Raw genomic sequence first — 19156 nt, forward strand, 5'->3', positions numbered from 1 at the left:
AAGCCTTTATACGAAACAACTTAAGGCTTGGTTTGGTTTTAACTTAAAATATTACTAATGACTAACTACCAATTAGCAACGTTGTCAGCATCTAAGGCCAATGCTTCTTGCAATATATCACGCGCTTTTTCTAAGTCAGCAATGTAAGTCGTTACAGCCGTTTTATCAGCAGAGCCAAATGGGAGCAATACTGGTTTTTGTCCAAAGTGAACATGAATCTCAGCAAACTGAGCATCAGTGATCGGTGAATGAGGATTAAATTGTAAGCCTAATGCAAAACCTTTCATTTCAGACCAATGCTTAGCTACGTCTTCATAGTTATAATCATCGCCAGATTTATCTAAATCTGAACGTAGGTCATTAATATAATGAATAACCGTAGCAGCAATGGCTTTTTCCCATGCATTAACAACGATATCACGTTGTGCTTCAAGTGCTGTTGTTTGCTCAGCTGTAAATACAGAACCTACATTATCATTAATGATTTTACGAGCCGCTAAAAAGGCTTCCATGGCGTCTTTAGTAAAATTCGTTGGATTAGTATTACTTGCAGAGCCAATATCACGTTTAGCTGCATTAGCAGAGCTACCTAAATTTACTTCTGACGTTAAATCAAATAGACCATCACCGTCAGTGTCATGTTTACCATTCCAATCAATACGACCTGTGGTTGCATCGTCAGCCTTAACTTTCCCAGCAATCTCTTTATCGGTATATTCTAAATAATTACGAGCCGCGCCAAAGTAACCAAAACCTTCATCAAAACCATGTTCAAGGGCAGTATCTGCTTTACCAGTACCACGGGGATCAATATTGTCTATGGCTAAGCCTTCATCTAAATAATCATCAGTAGCTTGAGAGTAGGTGATGCTCATCAATAAGAATTTTTGAAGGAGTTGTTTTAAGTCAGTTCCATCAGTATTGACATAAACTTTAGTGATAGGACTATTTGTTGCTTCATCGAGGCGAATATTAGCATCAACCGCGTTATCAGCCAATTGATCAAAATAAGTGTCAACTAAGTCTTCTGGCGTCATGTTAGCGCCCGCGCCAACAAAACTAGTACCATCAGTCCAGTCTTTGCGCATACGGCTTGCATCATTACCTGCTATTTTACCAACTAAGTTTTTAGCACTTGAAGAGATATTGGTAATAAATGGTTGTTTGGTATCAACCAAGAAGTTCAACGAAAAGTTGTTTTCATATTGATTACTCGTGGTACGAAAATATGAGTTTAACTTAGCAAGTACCGCTGCTTTATCTGCAAATACATTTGCGTCTATATCGGCTTGTAGTTCACCACCAATATAACTGGTTAATTCAGAAATTAACGCATGACGAGCAATTTGCCCCGTATAACCAACACTTGATTCATCTGTAATTAATTTACTTTCAAATTTATAAGTATCCAATAAGTCATTAACAGTAATAGTGACTTCTTTCGAAAATGAAAGGCCTCCACTATCTGTAACTGTGATATTGGTAGCCAAAGATTCAGCATTTTCAAAGTTAGCCATAGCGTCAGTTTTTAAACTTAATTCATCGCCAGTAATAGCAAACAGTTCGTTATCAGTTGTGAAGGTAAATGTATCACCTGAGTTTGCATCAGTTGCTGACAATGTTCCAATGACTGCGCCTGCAGAATTTTCGTCTACAGTAATATTGCTAACTGCAACACCTGTTGGGGCGATGTTAGCTGGCGCAACAGGTTCAGGGCTTGCTTCGTTAGTGCTTGAACCACCACATGCTGACAAAGTTAAGGATGCTGCTATTGTTAGCACAAGAGCTTTTATGTTCGTTTTCATGAGAGACCTTTAAGTTATAAATAATATAAATTTACATGATGCTTTTTTTATTGCGGTAACATTAACATTAATGTTAATGCGAATCAATATCATTATCAGTAACATTTGGTTCTTAAAAATTCTAAATCAGTGAAAATTCGCCTCTTACGTGAAAGCGTCGTTTTACCTGTTAAATTTAAGGAAACTGATTTTTTGAATGACAAACTGTCTAATGAAAGCGAAAAGTCCTGTTATCGTTAATAATTAAAGTAAGTACCCTCGATGCAACACCTAGTTTTGAAGCTCTTTAAATTCTCTTAATATTAACTTAGTATTTTTTAAGCCTAAGTATTAACATCTGAATAGGGTTTACTGTCGCTATTTATTAATGTATATATTTAGCTATTTATGGTTGAGACTTTAAATAAGTCGTCGCATAGATGATATGCTAAAGAGATAATCAAATCGTTCATACAAAATACTATTTTGAATCTAGTCTTATTATCTCTTTATTGATATTCGAATTTTATACGTATCGTTCGTATTTTATCGATAGTGTCGGTTATTTATCTTTATCTAAAAGGGTACAAAGTAACTTGGTATATTTTATAGATACCTTCACAAGTAAAGACAAAAATATTATTTTTCGACAACCAGGCACAAAAAAGGCCACCCTTAGGTAGCCTTCAAATAACGCGTTTTACGTTAAATATATTACTCGTAATCAGAAGCGTAAGTTTCTTCATAAGAGTGCGAGTAAAGCTCGAACAAATTACCAAAAGGGTCTTCTAAGTAAACCATTTGGGCTAGTTTGCTGTCGTCTTCTGGGTGGTAGCGATGGATGTCCATACGCACTTTGCCGCCATATTGTTCAGTACGTGCCATAGCACCTTCGAAGTCGTCTGTTTGAAGACAGAAATGGAAGATACCTAGGCGTGAGAAATCAACATCGTGACGTTCTTGGCGCTCTTTCATTTCAAACATTTCAACACCAATGCCGTCAGTTGTTACTAAATGTGCAATATTAAAGCCTTTAAAGCCCTCACCAAAAACAGCCACACACATTTTTCCTATGGCAGTTTCACGCTCTTCTTTTACCTTCGTGTTATTCATTACAATTTTTAGACCAAGCGCTTTAGTGTAAAATTCAACCGCTTTATCCATATCGCCAACCATGAGACCTACGTGATTCATTTTCATAACTTACTCCAAAATTATATTGATTAGTTCGTACTTCGTTCGATGAGGTAATACTACGCCTAATGTCACATAATTAAAAACAATCAATAATTATGATAATGATAACGTTTCGTTATCATTTTTTTTGGCGTTATTGAAGTGAAATACTGCTTAACAATAGTCAAACTACTCGGTAACTTTCTAAAGCAAAAAAGGGGCATAGCGCTACAATACTTGTACTGACTTTATCAGTTAAATTGACGTTAATGCGCTAACGTGTAAAGACCGTTATAGGGCAACTATATCTTTTTTAGTTAATTATTTAACCGCAACGTCTCTGACAAACTAAGCACAATAATTGAGAGCCGGCTAGTAAGCTTATTGTCAACATGTAACAGCCAACCAACATAAACTGATTTATGTTGGTTCACATATCACGAAGAAACTTTTATAATGCCGCGCAAATTGTATTTAGGGGTTTATATGTATAAAGTTTTTTCAAAAGTGTTAGTTATAGCTTTGATGCTTGTTGCCTTTACTGGGCAAGCAGTCGCCTTTAATACTGCTATGCCTTGTGAAACTTTAGTAGACTCTCTTTCCCCCAACATCAGTGAACCAGTAAATTATAACGATTCGAACTTACTTAATAACAACAGCTCAGAAGATTGCTGTGGTATTGAATGTTGTAATATGGATTGTACTTGCATTGCCAATGCGTGTTCATCATTTGTCTATTTTAATACTGACGTTGATGCAACGAAAACAGCCACTTTAACTGACGTTGCTTATATACCACAGCCTAAGCAACCTATATATATCGGTACTTTGCTCTATCGCCCTCCTATTTTTACCTTATAGAAATTTAAAAACACCAAAAATTGTCTACAACTTTTTAAGTTAATCAGCGCTATTGTGCTAATTAATGCTAGAGCAAGTACCAAGTAATATCTGAGGTAAAAAATGTTTAAAAAGTCATTAAGAACAACAGTAGCAATACTGTTAATGCCTGCGTTTGCATACGCGAGTGAAAATAATAATAATAATAAAAATGAACATGAAGACAATCATGAGCATGTTGATAACAAGATTGAAAAAATTCAAGTAAGTGCTTCTCGTTTAGGTCGTATTGTCATTGAATCGGCAACACGAACCGAAATGATTAATGGCGAAGAAATACAAGAAAAAGCACTTATGCGTCCGGGTAATATCTCTATGTTAGTGGCTGAAACAGGTGGTGTTAGAGTACAAACGACATCGCCTGCGTTAGGGAGTTCCAACATCCGACTGCAAGGAATGTACGGACGTTATACGCAACTGTTAAGTGATGGTTTACCTTTATATGGTGGTCAAACAGCTTCAATAGGTTTGATGCAAATTCTTCCTACAGACCTTGCAAATGTTGAAATAATTAAAGGGTCTGCCTCTTCTCTTTATGGTGGCTCTGCACTTGGTGGGGTGATCAATTTAATTTCACGCACTCCCACTGATAATTATGAAGGCGAAGTGTTGGTCAATGCGACCTCTAAAAATGGTCAAGATATGACTTCCTACTTTGCATCACCTTTAACTAGCGCCTTAAGCGCATCGGTTACTGCCGGAATTCATCACCAAGAAAAGCAAGACTTAGATGACGATGGTTGGATCGATATGGCTGGCTATGAAAGGGCTAGCGTTCGTCCTCGTTTCTATTGGCAAGACGATAATGGTGCCAACCTTTACGTTACCTTAGGGGCAATGACAGAGCAAAGGGATGGCGGTACCTTAGGTGAGTCTACTGTACCTGATGGTAACGGGTTCTCTCAAACACAGGACACGCGTAGAACAGATGTTGGTTTTATATATGATCAACCATTAGGGGAAGTGTTGAATTTAAATATCCGTGGTTCAGCAATGAATCAAGACCACGAGCATCAATTTGGTGCTGTTCAAGAGGATGATAGCCACGAAAGTACGTTAATCGAGTCGAGCTTATCAGGGTATTCTGATAAAACGGCATGGCTTGTTGGGGTAGCGCTTCAATCTGAGAAGTTCAAATCTGATACTTTTGCTCAATTTGATTATGCTTATCAAGTGCCGGGATTATTTTCGCAACTTGATTATGAAGCAAGCGATGATATTTCCATGTCTCTTAGTGCTCGCACTGACTGGCATAGTGAATATGGTACACAAGTAAGCCCTCGGGTTTCCTTGCTATACAGCCCACAGAACTGGACGATTAGGGGGGCATACGGACAAGGGTTTTTCGCACCAAGCCCATTTATTGAAGACATTGATGAAGCTGGTTTATCGCGTCTTGCGCCGCTAGAAAACCTTGAAGAGGAGCGTGCATCAACCGCTTCTATCGATATTAGCTATGTGCTGGGCAGTGTAGAAACCAGCCTAACATTATTCGCGTCAGATATTGAGAACGTTACTGAATTAGACGTCATTAATGGTGTTTCGGATAAACGAGTTCGACTCGTCAATGCTGCTGGCGAAACTGAAATTAGTGGTGCTGAATTATTGCTACGTTATCGCTGGCGAGATATTAAATTTACGGGGAGCTATTTATACACAGACGCCACTAAAGAAGGTGACTCTAGTGTTAACCGAGTAGCTTTGGCGTTAACACCACAACACTCTGCCGGCCTTGTTGTTATGTGGGAAGAGCACGGAAGTCATTTGCTCGGGTTTGAAGCTTATTATACTGGTACACAGCAGCTTGAGAACAACCCGTATCGAGATCGTAGCCAGCCTTATTGGCATCTAGGACTGTTAGGTCAAATTACCATAGGACAAGTCAGTTTCTTTGTTAATGCTGAAAACTTGTTAAACGTGCAACAAACTAAGGAAGACTCTTTGGTGTTGCCTGAACAAGCACCTAGTGGTCGATGGACAACAGATATTTGGTCAAGAAATGATGGTTTTACCGTTAATGCTGGTTTACGTTTTAAATTTGGCGGTTAACACTACAATATATTAGGACAACAATTTATTGATTTAGCGTTATTTAATTAAACCTTTGGGGTTAGCACCGTTATTTTTAGTTATAACCCTATTCGAATAACTAATGCTTTATGCTGGCAGAATATGATCACTGAGCTGTTTAATACCGCCCAGTGATCAGTGTTACCTTTACAAGTAAAAGCTCGAATATTCTAAATATAGCAGCACGTTTTTTGAAATAACCCCAAAAAAATTATATAGAATTATTAGATTATATTGGTACGAGTAAAAAGCTTATGGATAAGCCAAATAGTAATTTCGTGAATTATTGTAGAGAAAAGGATGCTTCCAAGGTGCCGCAGTCGACTTTAGTTCTGAACACTGGGTGTTTTCTAGTATTGCGCGGAGGTATTCGGTTTTGACTAAACAAATAAGCTTATGAATAAGCCAAACAATAATGTCGTAAATTATTGTAAAGAAAAAGATGCTTCCAAGGTGCCGCAGTGGACTTTAGTTCTGAACACTGGGTGTTTTCTAGTATTGCGCGGAGGTATTCGGTTTTGACTAAACAAATAAGCTTATGAATAAGCCAAACAATAATGTCATAAATTATTGTAAAGAAAATGATGCTTCCAAGGTGCCGCAGTGGACTTTAGTTCTGAACACTGGGTGTTTTCTAGTATTGCGCGGAGGTATTCGGTTTGACTAAACAAATAAGCTTATGGATAAGCCAAACAATAATGTCGTGAACTATTGTAGATAAAAAGATGCTTCCAAGGTGCCGCAGTCGACTTTAGTCCTGAACACTGGGTGTTTTCTAGTATTGCGCGGAGGTATTCGGTTTGACTAAACAAATAAGCTTATGGATAAGCCAAACAATAATGTCGTGAACTATTGTAGAGAAAAAGATGCTTCCAAGGTGCCGCAGTCGACTTTAGTCCTGAACACTGGGTGTTTTCTAGTATTGCGCGGAGGTATTCGGTTTTGACTAAAAAAATAAGCTTATGAATAAGCCAAACAATAATGTCATAAATTATTGTAAAGAAAAAGATGCTTCCAAGGTGCCGCAGTGGACTTTAGTTCTGAACACTGGGTGTTTTCTAGTATTGCGCGGAGGTATTCGGTTTTGACTAAAAAAATAAGCTTATGAATAAGCCAAACAATAATTTCGTGAACTATTGTAGAGAAAAAGATGCTTCCAAGGTGCCGCAGTCGACTTTAGTCCTGAACACCGGGTGTTCAGGGCGGAGGTATCATTTCAACCGTAGGCTTCCCGATACGAGCCGGGCTTGCACAATAGCTAATAATCAACTTCCTAAGGTAAAACTTATCGGCTCAGGGACATAGTTAACATACAAACACCCCAGAAGACGAAGCTAGTATAGCTAATTTTTTAAAGCGAATTAAGTGTTTTTTTGTAAGTTTGGTTTGTTTGTTTTTTTAGTGTGCAGAGGTTGCTGAAAAATTAGGCTTTCTTGCGGTATTCAGCCGTTACAGCTTCTTTAATGGTCGATTGTAGTAAATCAATTTTGCTTTGCAGTGCAGCGCGCTCTTGGATAAGTTCTTTACGAGCGGCTAATAAATCGTTCGATAAATTAAGTGCTGTCATTACAAGTGATTGTTCAGGGGTTTTTATTGAGTAAGCTTTACTGTCTGTTAGCAAGCGTTGGTTTAATTCTTCCGCAGCTAATAGTAAAGATGATTCTTGCCCAGCAGGACATGAAATCTTTAATCTTCTATTTGCAACTTCAATGGTAACCGAGTGTTGACTCATAACAGGTGATTCTCACAAAAACGTCTTAATTAATAGTAATATATGCGTATCTCAGCACTATATCGATGACCCGTTCACTATGCAAGCGTTCTGTAGGGTTTTCTCCTTTAATCTATAGCATCATAAAAGCGTGAATGTTACGATAGCTAGCATTAACTCACGCATTTTATTGATGATTAAAACATGTCCAACGAAACCTCTTTAGACTTTGCCTCAGTGCAAGCAATTCTTACCTCCGAAAGCATTACGGCCCATGGCTCAGAATTACATGGTGTATTAACCGGCTTAGTATGCGCGGGTTTTACCTTTGAAAGTGAAGACTATATCGTGATGATTAATGACTTGTTTAACAATGGCGAAGGCTTACCTCGCGAAGTTAAGTCTTTGGTGAAGTCAATGTTCGCACAAGTTTGGAGTGACATTATTGATGACACTTATAGTTTTCAACTGATGTTACCCGATGACGACGACAGTATTGTTGAACGCGGCCATGCGTTAAGTGTTTGGGTACAAGGCTTCAACTTAGGGTTTGGCTTACAACAAAAAAACAAAGCAGTACTATCAGAAGACGTTAAAGAAGTACTGATTGATTTTGCTGAAATTGCTAATTTGTCTGACGAAATGGAAGAAGATGAAGACACCGAGCAAGCCTACTTTGAAATAGCTGAATATGTCAGAATTTCTGCCTTATTATGTTTTACTGAGCTAGGCTCACCGCCAGAAAGTAAAAGCACAGAAGAAACTGTTCACTAAAAGAAATATTAGCCATGACAACATCCACGTTAGTTCAAAATACTTTATTACCGTTGACAGAGTTCACTGCCCGTCGCGATCAGTTTTTTAGGTCGATGCCAACGAATTCTATTGCGATATTTTCTGCCGCACAAGAAGTCACCCGTAGTAACGATACAGAATATGCTTTTTGCCAAGATAAAAACTTTTATTATCTAACTGGCTATAACGAACCTGATGCCATTTTAGTACTGACTAAATCGGATAAAGAAGGCATGAACAGTGTTTTATTTAACCGCGACAAAGACCCGCTGCAAGAAATATGGCATGGCAGGCGAGTAGGGCAAACACAAGCGGTTGAACATTATGGTGTAGATAATTGTTTTTCATTAAGTGAAGTAGACCAATACCTTCCTGATTACATTGCTAATAAAAGTCACTTATTGTTTTGCCAAGGAAAAAGTGAAGCATTTGATAAGCAAATCTATGCATGGTTATCAACGGTTAAAGCGAAAAGTCGCCAGGGCGTTAAAGCGCCGACACAACTCGTTGATTGTCGAGCAACAATAGAAGAAATGCGTTTAATCAAAAGTGCCGGCGAACTTGAAATTATGCGTCGTGTTAACGTGATCAGTGGTGCGGCTCATGCCCGAGCAATGAAACAGTCGGCGATAGGTAAGTATGAATACCAATTAGAAGCTGAAATATTGCATGAATTTGCAAATAATGGTGCAAGACACCCAGCTTACGGCACTATTGTTGCTGGCGGTGATAATGGCAATATTTTGCATTACACTAATAATGACGATGTACTAAAAAATAATGAATTGATTTTGATTGATGCAGGTGGAGAACTCAGTGGATATGCCGCAGATATTACGCGTACATTTCCGGTTAATGGCAAGTTCACAAAAGCACAACGAGAAATTTATCAGCTGGTACTTGATGCACAAAATTTAGCGATTAACGCAATAAAGCCACAAGCGACTTTTGCAGAGCTTAATGTTTTAGTGAATAACTTTCTCACAACAGGTTTGCACCGTATGGGCATTTTGTTAGGAAATATAGATGTATTACTCGAAGAAAAAGCCTGTAAAAAATACTTTATTCATGGTTTAGGCCATTGGCTAGGGCTTGATGTGCATGATGTCGGTAATTATCAATCAAACGAAAAACGTGAGCAATGTCGAGTTTTTGAGCAAGGAATGGTAATGACCATAGAACCTGGTATTTATATTCCACTTGATGACTTTAGTGTTGATGAAAAATGGCGTGGGATCGCGGTAAGAATTGAAGATAACATCGCGGTTACTGATCAAAGTCATGAAAACTTAACCGTAAATGCGCCAAAATCAATCACTGAAATAGAGCAAGTAATGGCTGTGAATCAATAGTTTACTGTTTTTTTGCACTGAATTTTTTTGTCCTACTGAACTTGCTCACTTAAATGTACGTACTGAACCTTTATTAGTAACAATGATTTTGTGTTTCAGTACTCAGTTAGAATGAGCGCTGCAAATGAACTCAGCAACTCAGATTTTTAATCTTCATATCAAGCGACTGACGTAAATAGCCAAAATTAACTATGAAAAAAGAATTTGATATTGTAATTTCAGGTGGAGGATTATCGGGTGCATTAATGGCCTTGAGTCTAATCGACTGCGAAAATGAAAGTGGACAACCATTATCTATTGCTATTGTTGAAGCGAAGCCGGTATTAAAAGATCCGACATTAACGTTTGATGATCGTGTTTTAGCGCTTTCACATGGCACTGCCACTTACTTGCAAAACTTAGGTGTTTGGCAACAGCTAAAGCGTGTCGCAGAGCCCATTAAAAATATTCATATTTCTGATCGAGGCTTTTACGGTAAAGCTCGACTCTATGGTGAACATCATCAAGTTAATGCGCTGGGCTTTGTCGTTGAAATGTCGTTGATTGGGCAAGTATTATTAGCCCACTTAAAAGAAAAAAATCAATTAAAGTGTAATCTTACTTGGTTTACGCCTGACAAAATCACAGATATTACTTGGCAAAAAAATCAGGTTGAACTGACACTCAATTCTGAAATACAGCTAAGCGCAAAACTCTTACTCGCCTGCGATGGTGTGCACTCCGCTTGTCGACAATTTGCGAACATTTCAGTACAAGAGTCTGATTATGGACAATCAGCACTCATTACCAATGTTAGTACCGCTATCGCTCATAATAACCTTGCGTTTGAACGTTTCACAGAAACGGGTCCTATTGCGATGTTACCGCTGTCAAAACAGGGGAGCGTAACAAATGATAGCCGCTGCTCTTTGGTGTGGACATTGCCTCCTGAACAAGCCAGTAGAATGGCGACATTGAGTGAAACGCAATTTAAAGAAGAGCTTGAAAGTGCCTTTGGTAGCTGGCTTGGTGCAATAACCCAAGTGGGTAAACGTGATGTTTATCCACTAAAATTGTTAATGGCCGATGAACAAGTATTTCATCGTATGGCACTTATTGGCAATGCTTCTCATACGATTCATCCGATAGCAGGACAAGGCTTTAACCTTGGCGTGAGAGACGTTAAGCAAATGGCTGAGCTTATTAAGCAGTCGCTAAAAAATAATCAAGATGTCGGACAGTTTTCTGCGCTGAGTGACTATGCCTCGCAGAGAAAATATGATCATCAGCACGTTATTGGTTTAACCGATTCATTAGTCACACTTTTTTCAAATACGTTGCCCCCCTTAGTAGCGGGTCGTAATGTTGGCTTGAAAGTAATGAACTATCTATCGCCATTGAAAAATACCTTGGTTAGAAAAACCATGGGATATTAGTGATTAAGTTTCTCGACAGTTACTCGAGGACTAGAACGTAAAACAATTCAAAAATTAAGAAGAATAACATGCAAAAATTTGATGTATTAATTGTTGGTGGTGGCATGGTGGGATTAACCTTAGCATTAGCCATACGAAAGCAAACAGAGCTAACGGTCGCTATTGTCGACACTTCACCGCCAGATGAATTGTCAGAAAAGTCAGATGTTCGAGTCAGCGCACTCAATGTTGCCAGCAAACAAATTTTTGATAACCTTGATGTTTGGCCTTTAATTGAGCAAAAAAGGATCCAAGCTTACACCGATATGCATGTTTGGGATAAAGCGGGTTTTGGCAAACTGCTTTTTTCTTGTGACGATTCACAGCAAAATTCAGCGAGTGAACAGTTAGGTTGGATTGTTGAAAACAGTGTTATACGCCTAAGCCTTTGGCAAAAAGCACAAGCTGACCATGGCATCACTTTTTACACTGAAAATACCTTAAGTAATATTAGTCTTGGCGAAAGTGAAGCTTTTATTAGTTTTGCGTCAACTAGCGGTGAACCTCTGCCAATAACGGCTAAATTAGTGGTTGGAGCAGACGGGGCAAACTCTTGGGTTCGAGGTCAAATGGACATCCCCTTAACCTTTCGTGATTATGACCATCACGCTATTGTTGCTACAGTTAAATGTTCACAAGGTCATCAAAATACCGCATGGCAAGTTTTTCTAGCAACTGGCCCATTAGCATTACTTCCCCTTAATGACTCGGGTGGTACGCAAGACCTATGTTCAATTGTTTGGTCAACATCCCCTGAAGATGCCGTGCGTTTGAATGGCTTATCCCCCGAGGAATTTTCAAAAGCATTAACAGCTGCAAGTGATGGGAAATTAGGAAATGTTGAATTACAGAGTGAGCGATTTACTCATCCTTTAACCATGCGTATGGCACAAAATTTTGTACAAGACCGTATCGCTTTGGTTGGTGACGCGGCGCATACTATTCATCCACTAGCAGGTCAGGGCGTTAACCTAGGGTTACTTGATGCAGTATCGTTAGCACAGATTATGAGTGAAAAAATAGCCAAGCACAAAGCATCAACTGATGTTTGGTTAACAACGCGGTTACTAAACGAATATTCACGCTGGCGTAAAGCTGAAGCGATGGAAATGGTTGCGGCAATGGAAGCTATTAAACAAACATTTACACCTCAGCAAGGCGCAGTAAAGTTGGTTAGAGGTTTAGGTTTGTCGTTAATTAATCATATTAAACCAATAAAACAACTGATGATTAAGCAAGCCTTGGGTCTGAAAAGTGATTTACCTAAGCTGGCGCAAGTAAAAGACAAGTTAATTTAAAAATATTTATATCAATAGTTTACGTGCAGCCTTTAATTTTTATGTTGACTTTTTTGTCCTGATTTTTCATGCTATTTTTTAAAATTTGCCCCAAATGTTGTACTTAAATAACTTTTATTAGAGACAAAAATCACCGCTTAAGTCAGCCATTCTACTGCCTCGGTCTTGATATTATTTGTATGTAAATTAACTCTCTTTGTAGAAATTAAAGGTTCGTAAAAAGTACAAAATAAAATCCCAACATTTGATTTTTTAAGGAAGTAAATTTGATTATAGTTTGGTTAGGTGGTCTTTTTGGAAATTAAGTTTGGATTAATATATTTATCTTGTTTTAAATTTGTATTTTTGGCTATTTTCTTTGTTTTTAGTTGAATAGGTGGCTTTGCGCGGCTATAATCTCACCAATTATTTTGTAAATATACTGCCTTTAAGCTCGGCTTATTGGCGAATTCATACAATTAAAGTGGAATACATACGATGACTAATAAAACCGTATTACATGCTAAGCACATTGAAGCTGGCGCAAAACTAGTTGATTTTCACGGTTGGGAAATGCCAATTAACTACGGCTCACAAATAGAAGAGCATCATGCTGTTCGAACCGATGCTGGTATGTTTGATGTTTCACACATGACTATTGTTGATATTAAAGGCAGCGACGCAAAAGCATATTTACGCCGTTTAGTGATTAACGATGTTGCAAAATTAGAGGTTGCTGGTAAAGCCCTTTACACCGGAATGTTAAATAACGAAGGTGGTGTTATTGATGATTTGATCATTTACTTCTTCACTGAAACTTATTACCGCTTAGTCGTTAACTCAGCGACGCGTGTAAAAGATTTAGCGTGGATGAATGAACAAGCATCTGGTTTTGACATCACTATTACCGAACGTCCTGAATTCGGTATGATTGCCGTGCAAGGGCCACAAGCTAAAGCTAAAGTTGCTACCCTATTAACGCTAGAGCAAACCCAAGCGGTTGAAGGCATGAAGCCATTTTTTGGTGTTCAAGCGGGTGATTTGTTTATTGCGACTACCGGTTACACCGGTGAGAACGGTTACGAAATCGTTGTTCCAGAAGACCAAGCAGCAGATTTATGGCAAAAACTATTAGACGCAGGTGTAGCACCTTGTGGTCTAGGCGCTCGTGATACCTTGCGCTTAGAAGCAGGCATGAATCTTTATGGTTTAGATATGGACGAAACTGTTTCGCCATTAGCGGCTAACATGGCATGGACCATTAGCTGGGAACCAACAGATCGTGATTTTATTGGCCGTGAAGTATTAACTGCCCAAAAAGCTGCTGGCGACCAACCTAAACTTGTTGGCTTAGTCTTTGAAGAAAAAGGCGTACTACGCACCGGTCTTAAAGTGATTACGCCATTTGGTGAAGGTATTATTACCTCAGGCACATTCTCGCCAACACTAGGTCATAGTATTGCTATGGCACGTGTACCTCGCAGTGTAAGCTTAGGTGACACCGTTGAAGTAGAAATGCGTAAAAAATTAGTGAACGTTAAAGTGATTAAAGCAAGCTTTGTTCGCAACGGTAAAAAAGTTTTTTAATCAATTTTTTACCATAAAATTTGATATAGAACGATGTAGAATTATAAAGTTAAACTCGGGTAAAATTTATTTACGCGAGTTCAATTTCGAATGATAATTAAGCTATAGTATTTAATTGTGAGCAAATAGTAGCAATTAACATGAGTTTTCGATAAATAATAATTAACTTCAGGAAAATAAAAAATGAGCAACATTCCTTCAGAACTAAAATATGCAACATCACACGAATGGGTACGTCAAGAAGGTAACGGCGTAGTTACTGTCGGTATTACTGAGCACGCGCAAGACTTATTAGGTGATATGGTATTTGTTGAATTACCTGATGTTGATGATGAGATAAGTACTGGTGACGACGTTGCAGTAGCTGAATCTGTAAAAGCGGCTTCAGATATCTACGCACCTATTTCAGGTAAGGTTATTGAAGTAAATGAAGACTTAGAAGATTCTCCTGAATTAGTTAACTCAGATGCTTTTGGCGCGGGTTGGTTATTCAAGGTTCAACTAGCTGACGAAGCAGAGTTAGATGCTTTATTAGATGCTGAAGGTTATGAAAATTCTATTGACGAAGACTAATTTCGGGCACCTTTAGCGTTTATGCTGCGTTGCTTTTGTTACTCGTCTAACTCACTTACTTTTTAAACCTTTACTTAAAGGCTTACTAAGGTCATAAGACTGATAACTCTAGCGCTATACCTAAAAGCTAACTATTTACAAAATCTGTTATTAAGCCTCTAACTGATTGTTTGGGGCTTTATCTTAGTTACGCTGTAACTAAAGACCCAGTTAATTCATTACCCACTTAAGAGAAGCTGTTTTATGACTACTCAATCAAAATCACTTGCTTATTTAGAGCAAACTCAAGACTTTATTCGTCGTCACATTGGCCCTAATGCCGAACAAACCCAAGCGATGTTAAATGACATTGGCGTAGAGTCAGTTGATGCACTTATCAATGAAATCGTACCAAGTGATATTCGTTTATCAGCGTTGCCTGCGATTGAAGAAAGTAAAACAGAAGCGCAAGCCTTAAGCGATTTAAAAGCGGTTGCAAACTTAAATAAAGTAAACGATACCTACATTGGTTTAGGTTACTACGGCACCCTAACACCGAACGTTATTTTGCGTAACGTGTTAGAAAATCCAGGCTGGTATACGGCTTACACGCCCTACCAACCAGAAATTGCACAAGGGCGTTTAGAGTCGTTATTAAACTATCAGCAAATGTGTATCGACCTTACCGGTTTAGAGCTTGCCTCTGCTTCATTATTGGATGAAGGTACTGCGGCTGCTGAAGCTATGGCATTAGCAAAGCGTGTTTCTAAAAATAAAAAATCAAATTTATTCTTTATCTCAAGTGATGTTTATCCACAAACTATTGACGTTGTTAAACAACGTGCAGAAATGTTTGATTTTGAAGTTATCGTTGCTCCTGCAAATGAAGCCGCAGACCACGATATTTTTGGTGCTTTATTACAATACCCAAGTGCAACGGGTGAAGTAACAGACATAAGCGAGTTAATTGAAAAAATTCACGCAAACAAAGGTATTGTTGCGGTAGCCGCCGATATCATGAGTTTAGTGATGTTAAAAGCACCGGGTGAATTAGGTGCTGATGCCGTTATTGGTTCAAGCCAGCGTTTTGGTGTTCCAATGGGCTACGGCGGACCACACGCCGCATTTTTCACTACCTCTGAAAAATACAAACGTTCATTACCTGGCCGTATTATTGGTGTTTCTAAAGATACTCGCGGTAATGCTGCATTACGTATGGCAATGCAAACGCGTGAACAACATATTCGTCGTGAAAAAGCTAACTCAAACATTTGTACCGCACAGGTGTTATTAGCGAACATGGCAGCGTTTTACGCGGTATACCATGGCCCTAAAGGTTTAAAAATAATTGCTAACCGTATACATCGTTTCGCAGATATTTTATGCTTAGGTACAGCAACTAAAGGCTTAACAGCTATTCATGCTAACTACTTTGATACCTTAACGTTCAATTTAGATAATAAAGAAGAAATCGTTGCACGCGCATTAGCGGCTGGCGTTAACTTCCGCACTGACGTTACGGGTCAAATCAGTATTTCTATTGATGAAACAACAACTCGTGAGAACATTGCCGGTTTATTTGATATATTATTAGGCACAGACCATGGTTTAAACGTTAGCGACCTTGACGATAAAATACTCAGCAGCGGCCATTCTTCAATTCCTGCATCACTTGTGCGTGAATCTGAAATATTGACTCATCCGGTATTTAATTCATACCACAGCGAAACAGAAATGCTTCGTTATATCAAAAGATTAGAAAACAAAGATTTAGCATTGAATCATTCAATGATTTCTTTGGGTTCTTGTACAATGAAGTTAAATGCAACCGCACAGATGATCCCAGTATCATGGCCTGAATTTGCTAATATGCATCCATTTGCACCGATTGACCAAGCTCAAGGTTATAAGCAAATGATTGATGAGTTAGGCGATTGGTTAGTAGAGCTTACAGGTTACGACAATATTTCAATGCAACCAAATTCTGGTGCTCAAGGTGAGTATGCAGGATTAATTGCAATTGTTAAATATCATGAAAGTCGTGGCGATGCACATCGTAACATCTGTTTAATTCCATCTTCTGCTCACGGTACAAACCCTGCGTCTGCGCAAATGGTTGGCATGAAAGTTGTTGTAGTTGCCTGTGATAAAGAAGGTAACGTTGACATGGAGGACTTGCAGACTAAAGCAAGCGAAATGGCCGACAATCTTGCCTGTATTATGATCACTTACCCGTCAACGCACGGTGTATATGAAACAACCGTAGCAGAAATTTGTAATATCGTTCATGACAGTGGTGGCCAAGTTTACCTCGACGGCGCGAACATGAACGCACAAGTAGGTGTAACGTCTCCAGGTTATATTGGCGCAGACGTTTCTCACTTAAACTTACATAAAACTTTTGCTATTCCACACGGTGGTGGTGGCCCAGGTATGGGACCTATTGGTGTTAAAGCACATCTTGCACCATTCTTGCCTGATCATGCATTAATTACTGTTGATGACAGCACTAAAGGTAACGGCGCAGTTGCAGCAGCACCCTTTGGTAGTGCAGGTATTTTATGTATTTCTTACCTTTACTGTGCAATGTTAGGTAAGCAAGGTGTTACTGATGCGACCAAATATGCGATTACTAACGCTAACTACTTAGCTAAAAAGTTAAGCCAACATTACCCGCTTTTATATGCAGGAAAAAATGGTCGTGTAGCTCACGAATGTATTATTGATTTACGTCCACTTAAAGCAGCGTCAGGTATTACCGAAGTTGATATAGCAAAACGTTTAATCGATTATGGTTTTCACGCACCAACCATGTCGTTCCCAGTAGCGGGCACTTTCATGATTGAGCCTACAGAGTCAGAGTCTAAAGTTGAACTTGACCGTTTCGTTGAAGCGATGGTTTCTATTCGCGACGAAGTACGTAAAGTTGAATCAGGTGAATGGTCAAGTGATAACAACCCACTTCATAACGCGCCACATACGTTAGCCGATATTACTGATACTTGGGATCGTGCTTATACGATTAAAGAAGCGGTATTCCCGGTTCCAGCTGCAGCAAAAAATAAATTTTGGCCAACAGTTAACCGTATTGATGATGTTTACGGAGACCGTAACCTAATTTGTTCATGTCCTCCAATTGAAAGTTATATCGATTAATTGATCACATGTTGAGGATCGTTAATGAAGTTGGTTAACGATTTAATGAAGATGGTTAACTTCCCATTATAATAATTTAAAAGGCGAATCAGAAATGATTCGCCTTTTTACTTATTACGGTTAGAAAAGTGAGCCGATATCGGCTTTCTTGTAATTCAGGACTAGTCAACTGCAACCAACAGGTTTTATTGAAGATAAAATTTAATGTTGAATTGAACTAATTTCCCAGTTTTACGTATCTATTCTTAATAAAAAATAAAAACAGTGAGAAGCACTGTTTTATAAGACCTCAAGGAAACTCTATGAAATTACTTTTCGCACTTCTTGTTCCACTGATTTTGGCCGGTTGCTCCGTGTTTGGAGAAAGTGGAGTTGAAAACGCGCCTTATACACTATTGAAATCTGATCAGGTACAGAAAATTGAAGTGCGTAACTATGAATCGATAGTGTTAGTGTCCTCTGACATGTCAGCCGATGGAATGAACAGTGCTTTTAGAAATCTGTTCAGCTACATCACTGGTGAGAATGAAGGCTCCACAAAAATAGCCATGACAGCACCTGTACTGATGGATGAATCAGAAGCAGTATCTAAGGGTACTAAAATCGCTATGACCGCTCCGGTGTTTATGAAAGAGCGATCAGAACAACAAGTCATGTCATTTGTAATGCCTGCCGACTTTACGATACAAAGTACCCCTAAGCCAACCAATCCAGACGTCTGGATAACAGAGGTGAAGGATTACAAAGTAGTGGTGATAAAATTCAGCGGGCTACTCAGTGATAGTAATGTTGAAACACAAACCCAAATCCTCAATAGCTGGATAGCGAAAAACGGCTATACCGCAGTTAGCGAGCCTATTAACGCAGCCTACAATGGTCCTTTCACTATCCCATGGCTTCGCCACAACGAAGTGTTAATTGAAGTAATCTAGCCCAAAATGCATTACTATTGGTTGCTGTAAATACCAGTTAGGGTATCTATTTTCCCTCCGACTTACTTGCTCTTGTTCAAGACGAAACATTTAAATGTCTGCTTTTACGAATAGCGTTCACTCACAAAATAGTCACAAGGGGTAGCTTCTAGCAAAAGCATAAGTCTAATTTTTTGCTCCTTTGGAGCACCATTGATGAGCTAGCCTTATAGTCACAAATTTAATTACCCCAATAGACTAACTAATTAATTGATATGAAAATGGCACCAGTCACAAACTTAATGGCCAAATGACATTAAGTTTGTGACAGTTTAAAAAGGCGAATCAGAAATGATTCGCTTTTTTTTTTTTATAAATACCGATTATCATGAAATATCGGGATGAAATATTGGAGGATGAAAGGATGAAAG

At 38.7% G+C, this 19156-nt stretch carries 13 protein-coding genes and 1 other RNA gene; 10 read left to right on the top strand and 4 right to left on the bottom strand.

Translation table 11 applies throughout. The annotated features are described in order from the left end of the window. Positions 1-65: 65 nt before the first annotated feature. Both H4J52_RS02440 and H4J52_RS02445 read right to left on the bottom strand, forming a co-directional pair. A complete protein-coding gene (locus H4J52_RS02440; protein WP_182224161.1) occupies positions 66-1805 on the bottom strand; it encodes a cadherin repeat domain-containing protein in 1740 nt (579 codons plus the stop codon). Positions 1806-2498: 693 nt separating this feature from the next. Next, positions 2499-2984 carry a VOC family protein gene (locus H4J52_RS02445; RefSeq protein WP_182180901.1) on the bottom strand — a complete coding sequence of 162 codons (486 nt, stop codon included), beginning with the start codon at positions 2982-2984 and terminating at the stop codon, positions 2499-2501. Positions 2985-3446: 462 nt separating this feature from the next. Here H4J52_RS02445 and H4J52_RS02450 point away from each other — a divergent pair, with 462 nt between their 5' ends. Together H4J52_RS02450 and H4J52_RS02455 are read left to right on the top strand one after the other, a co-directional pair. Then, positions 3447-3821: a hypothetical protein gene (locus tag H4J52_RS02450; protein ID WP_182223209.1), complete on the top strand. Its 375-nt coding sequence runs from the start codon at positions 3447-3449 to the stop codon at positions 3819-3821. Positions 3822-3923: 102 nt separating this feature from the next. Then, positions 3924-5909, top strand: a complete 1986-nt coding sequence (locus H4J52_RS02455) for a TonB-dependent siderophore receptor (protein WP_182224162.1) — start codon at positions 3924-3926, stop codon at positions 5907-5909. 1170 nt (positions 5910-7079) lie between these two features. On the opposite strand, the gene ssrS is transcribed toward H4J52_RS02455, so the two are convergent. Continuing rightward, positions 7080-7261: non-coding RNA, 6S RNA (gene ssrS, locus H4J52_RS02460), on the bottom strand. A gap of 92 nt (positions 7262-7353) precedes the next feature. Next, positions 7354-7662 carry a cell division protein ZapA gene (locus H4J52_RS02465; RefSeq protein ID WP_182180898.1) on the bottom strand — a complete coding sequence of 103 codons (309 nt, stop codon included), beginning with the start codon at positions 7660-7662 and terminating at the stop codon, positions 7354-7356. Positions 7663-7845: 183 nt separating this feature from the next. On the opposite strand from H4J52_RS02465, the gene H4J52_RS02470 reads away from it, so the two are divergent. The 8 genes from H4J52_RS02470 to H4J52_RS02505 all read left to right on the top strand — a co-directional run bounded on the left by H4J52_RS02470 (position 7846) and on the right by H4J52_RS02505 (position 18746). After that, positions 7846-8415 carry a UPF0149 family protein gene (locus tag H4J52_RS02470; RefSeq protein WP_182180897.1) on the top strand — a complete coding sequence of 190 codons (570 nt, stop codon included), beginning with the start codon at positions 7846-7848 and terminating at the stop codon, positions 8413-8415. 14 nt (positions 8416-8429) lie between these two features. Then, positions 8430-9788, top strand: coding sequence for a Xaa-Pro aminopeptidase (pepP, locus tag H4J52_RS02475; protein ID WP_182180896.1), 1359 nt, complete (start codon positions 8430-8432; stop codon positions 9786-9788). A gap of 191 nt (positions 9789-9979) precedes the next feature. Further along, entirely contained in the window at positions 9980-11203 is a 1224-nt protein-coding gene (gene ubiH, locus H4J52_RS02480) for a 2-octaprenyl-6-methoxyphenyl hydroxylase (protein WP_182180895.1), read from the top strand. 68 nt (positions 11204-11271) lie between these two features. Next, positions 11272-12540, top strand: coding sequence for an FAD-dependent monooxygenase (locus H4J52_RS02485; RefSeq protein ID WP_182180894.1), 1269 nt, complete (start codon positions 11272-11274; stop codon positions 12538-12540). Between the two features lie 477 nt (positions 12541-13017). Further along, complete coding sequence (gene gcvT / locus H4J52_RS02490; RefSeq protein WP_182180893.1) at positions 13018-14106, top strand: glycine cleavage system aminomethyltransferase GcvT; 1089 nt, start codon at positions 13018-13020, stop codon at positions 14104-14106. A 183-nt stretch (positions 14107-14289) separates the two neighbouring features. After that, complete coding sequence (gene gcvH, locus H4J52_RS02495; protein WP_182180892.1) at positions 14290-14679, top strand: glycine cleavage system protein GcvH; 390 nt, start codon at positions 14290-14292, stop codon at positions 14677-14679. Positions 14680-14922: 243 nt separating this feature from the next. After that, entirely contained in the window at positions 14923-17814 is a 2892-nt protein-coding gene (gene gcvP, locus H4J52_RS02500; protein ID WP_182180891.1) for an aminomethyl-transferring glycine dehydrogenase, read from the top strand. Between the two features lie 302 nt (positions 17815-18116). Then, entirely contained in the window at positions 18117-18746 is a 630-nt protein-coding gene (locus tag H4J52_RS02505; protein ID WP_182180890.1) for a heme-binding protein, read from the top strand. The last annotated feature ends 410 nt before the right edge of the window (positions 18747-19156 follow it).

Source organism: Colwellia sp. MB02u-14 (genome assembly GCF_014076915.1).
Classification (GTDB): domain Bacteria; phylum Pseudomonadota; class Gammaproteobacteria; order Enterobacterales; family Alteromonadaceae; genus Colwellia_A.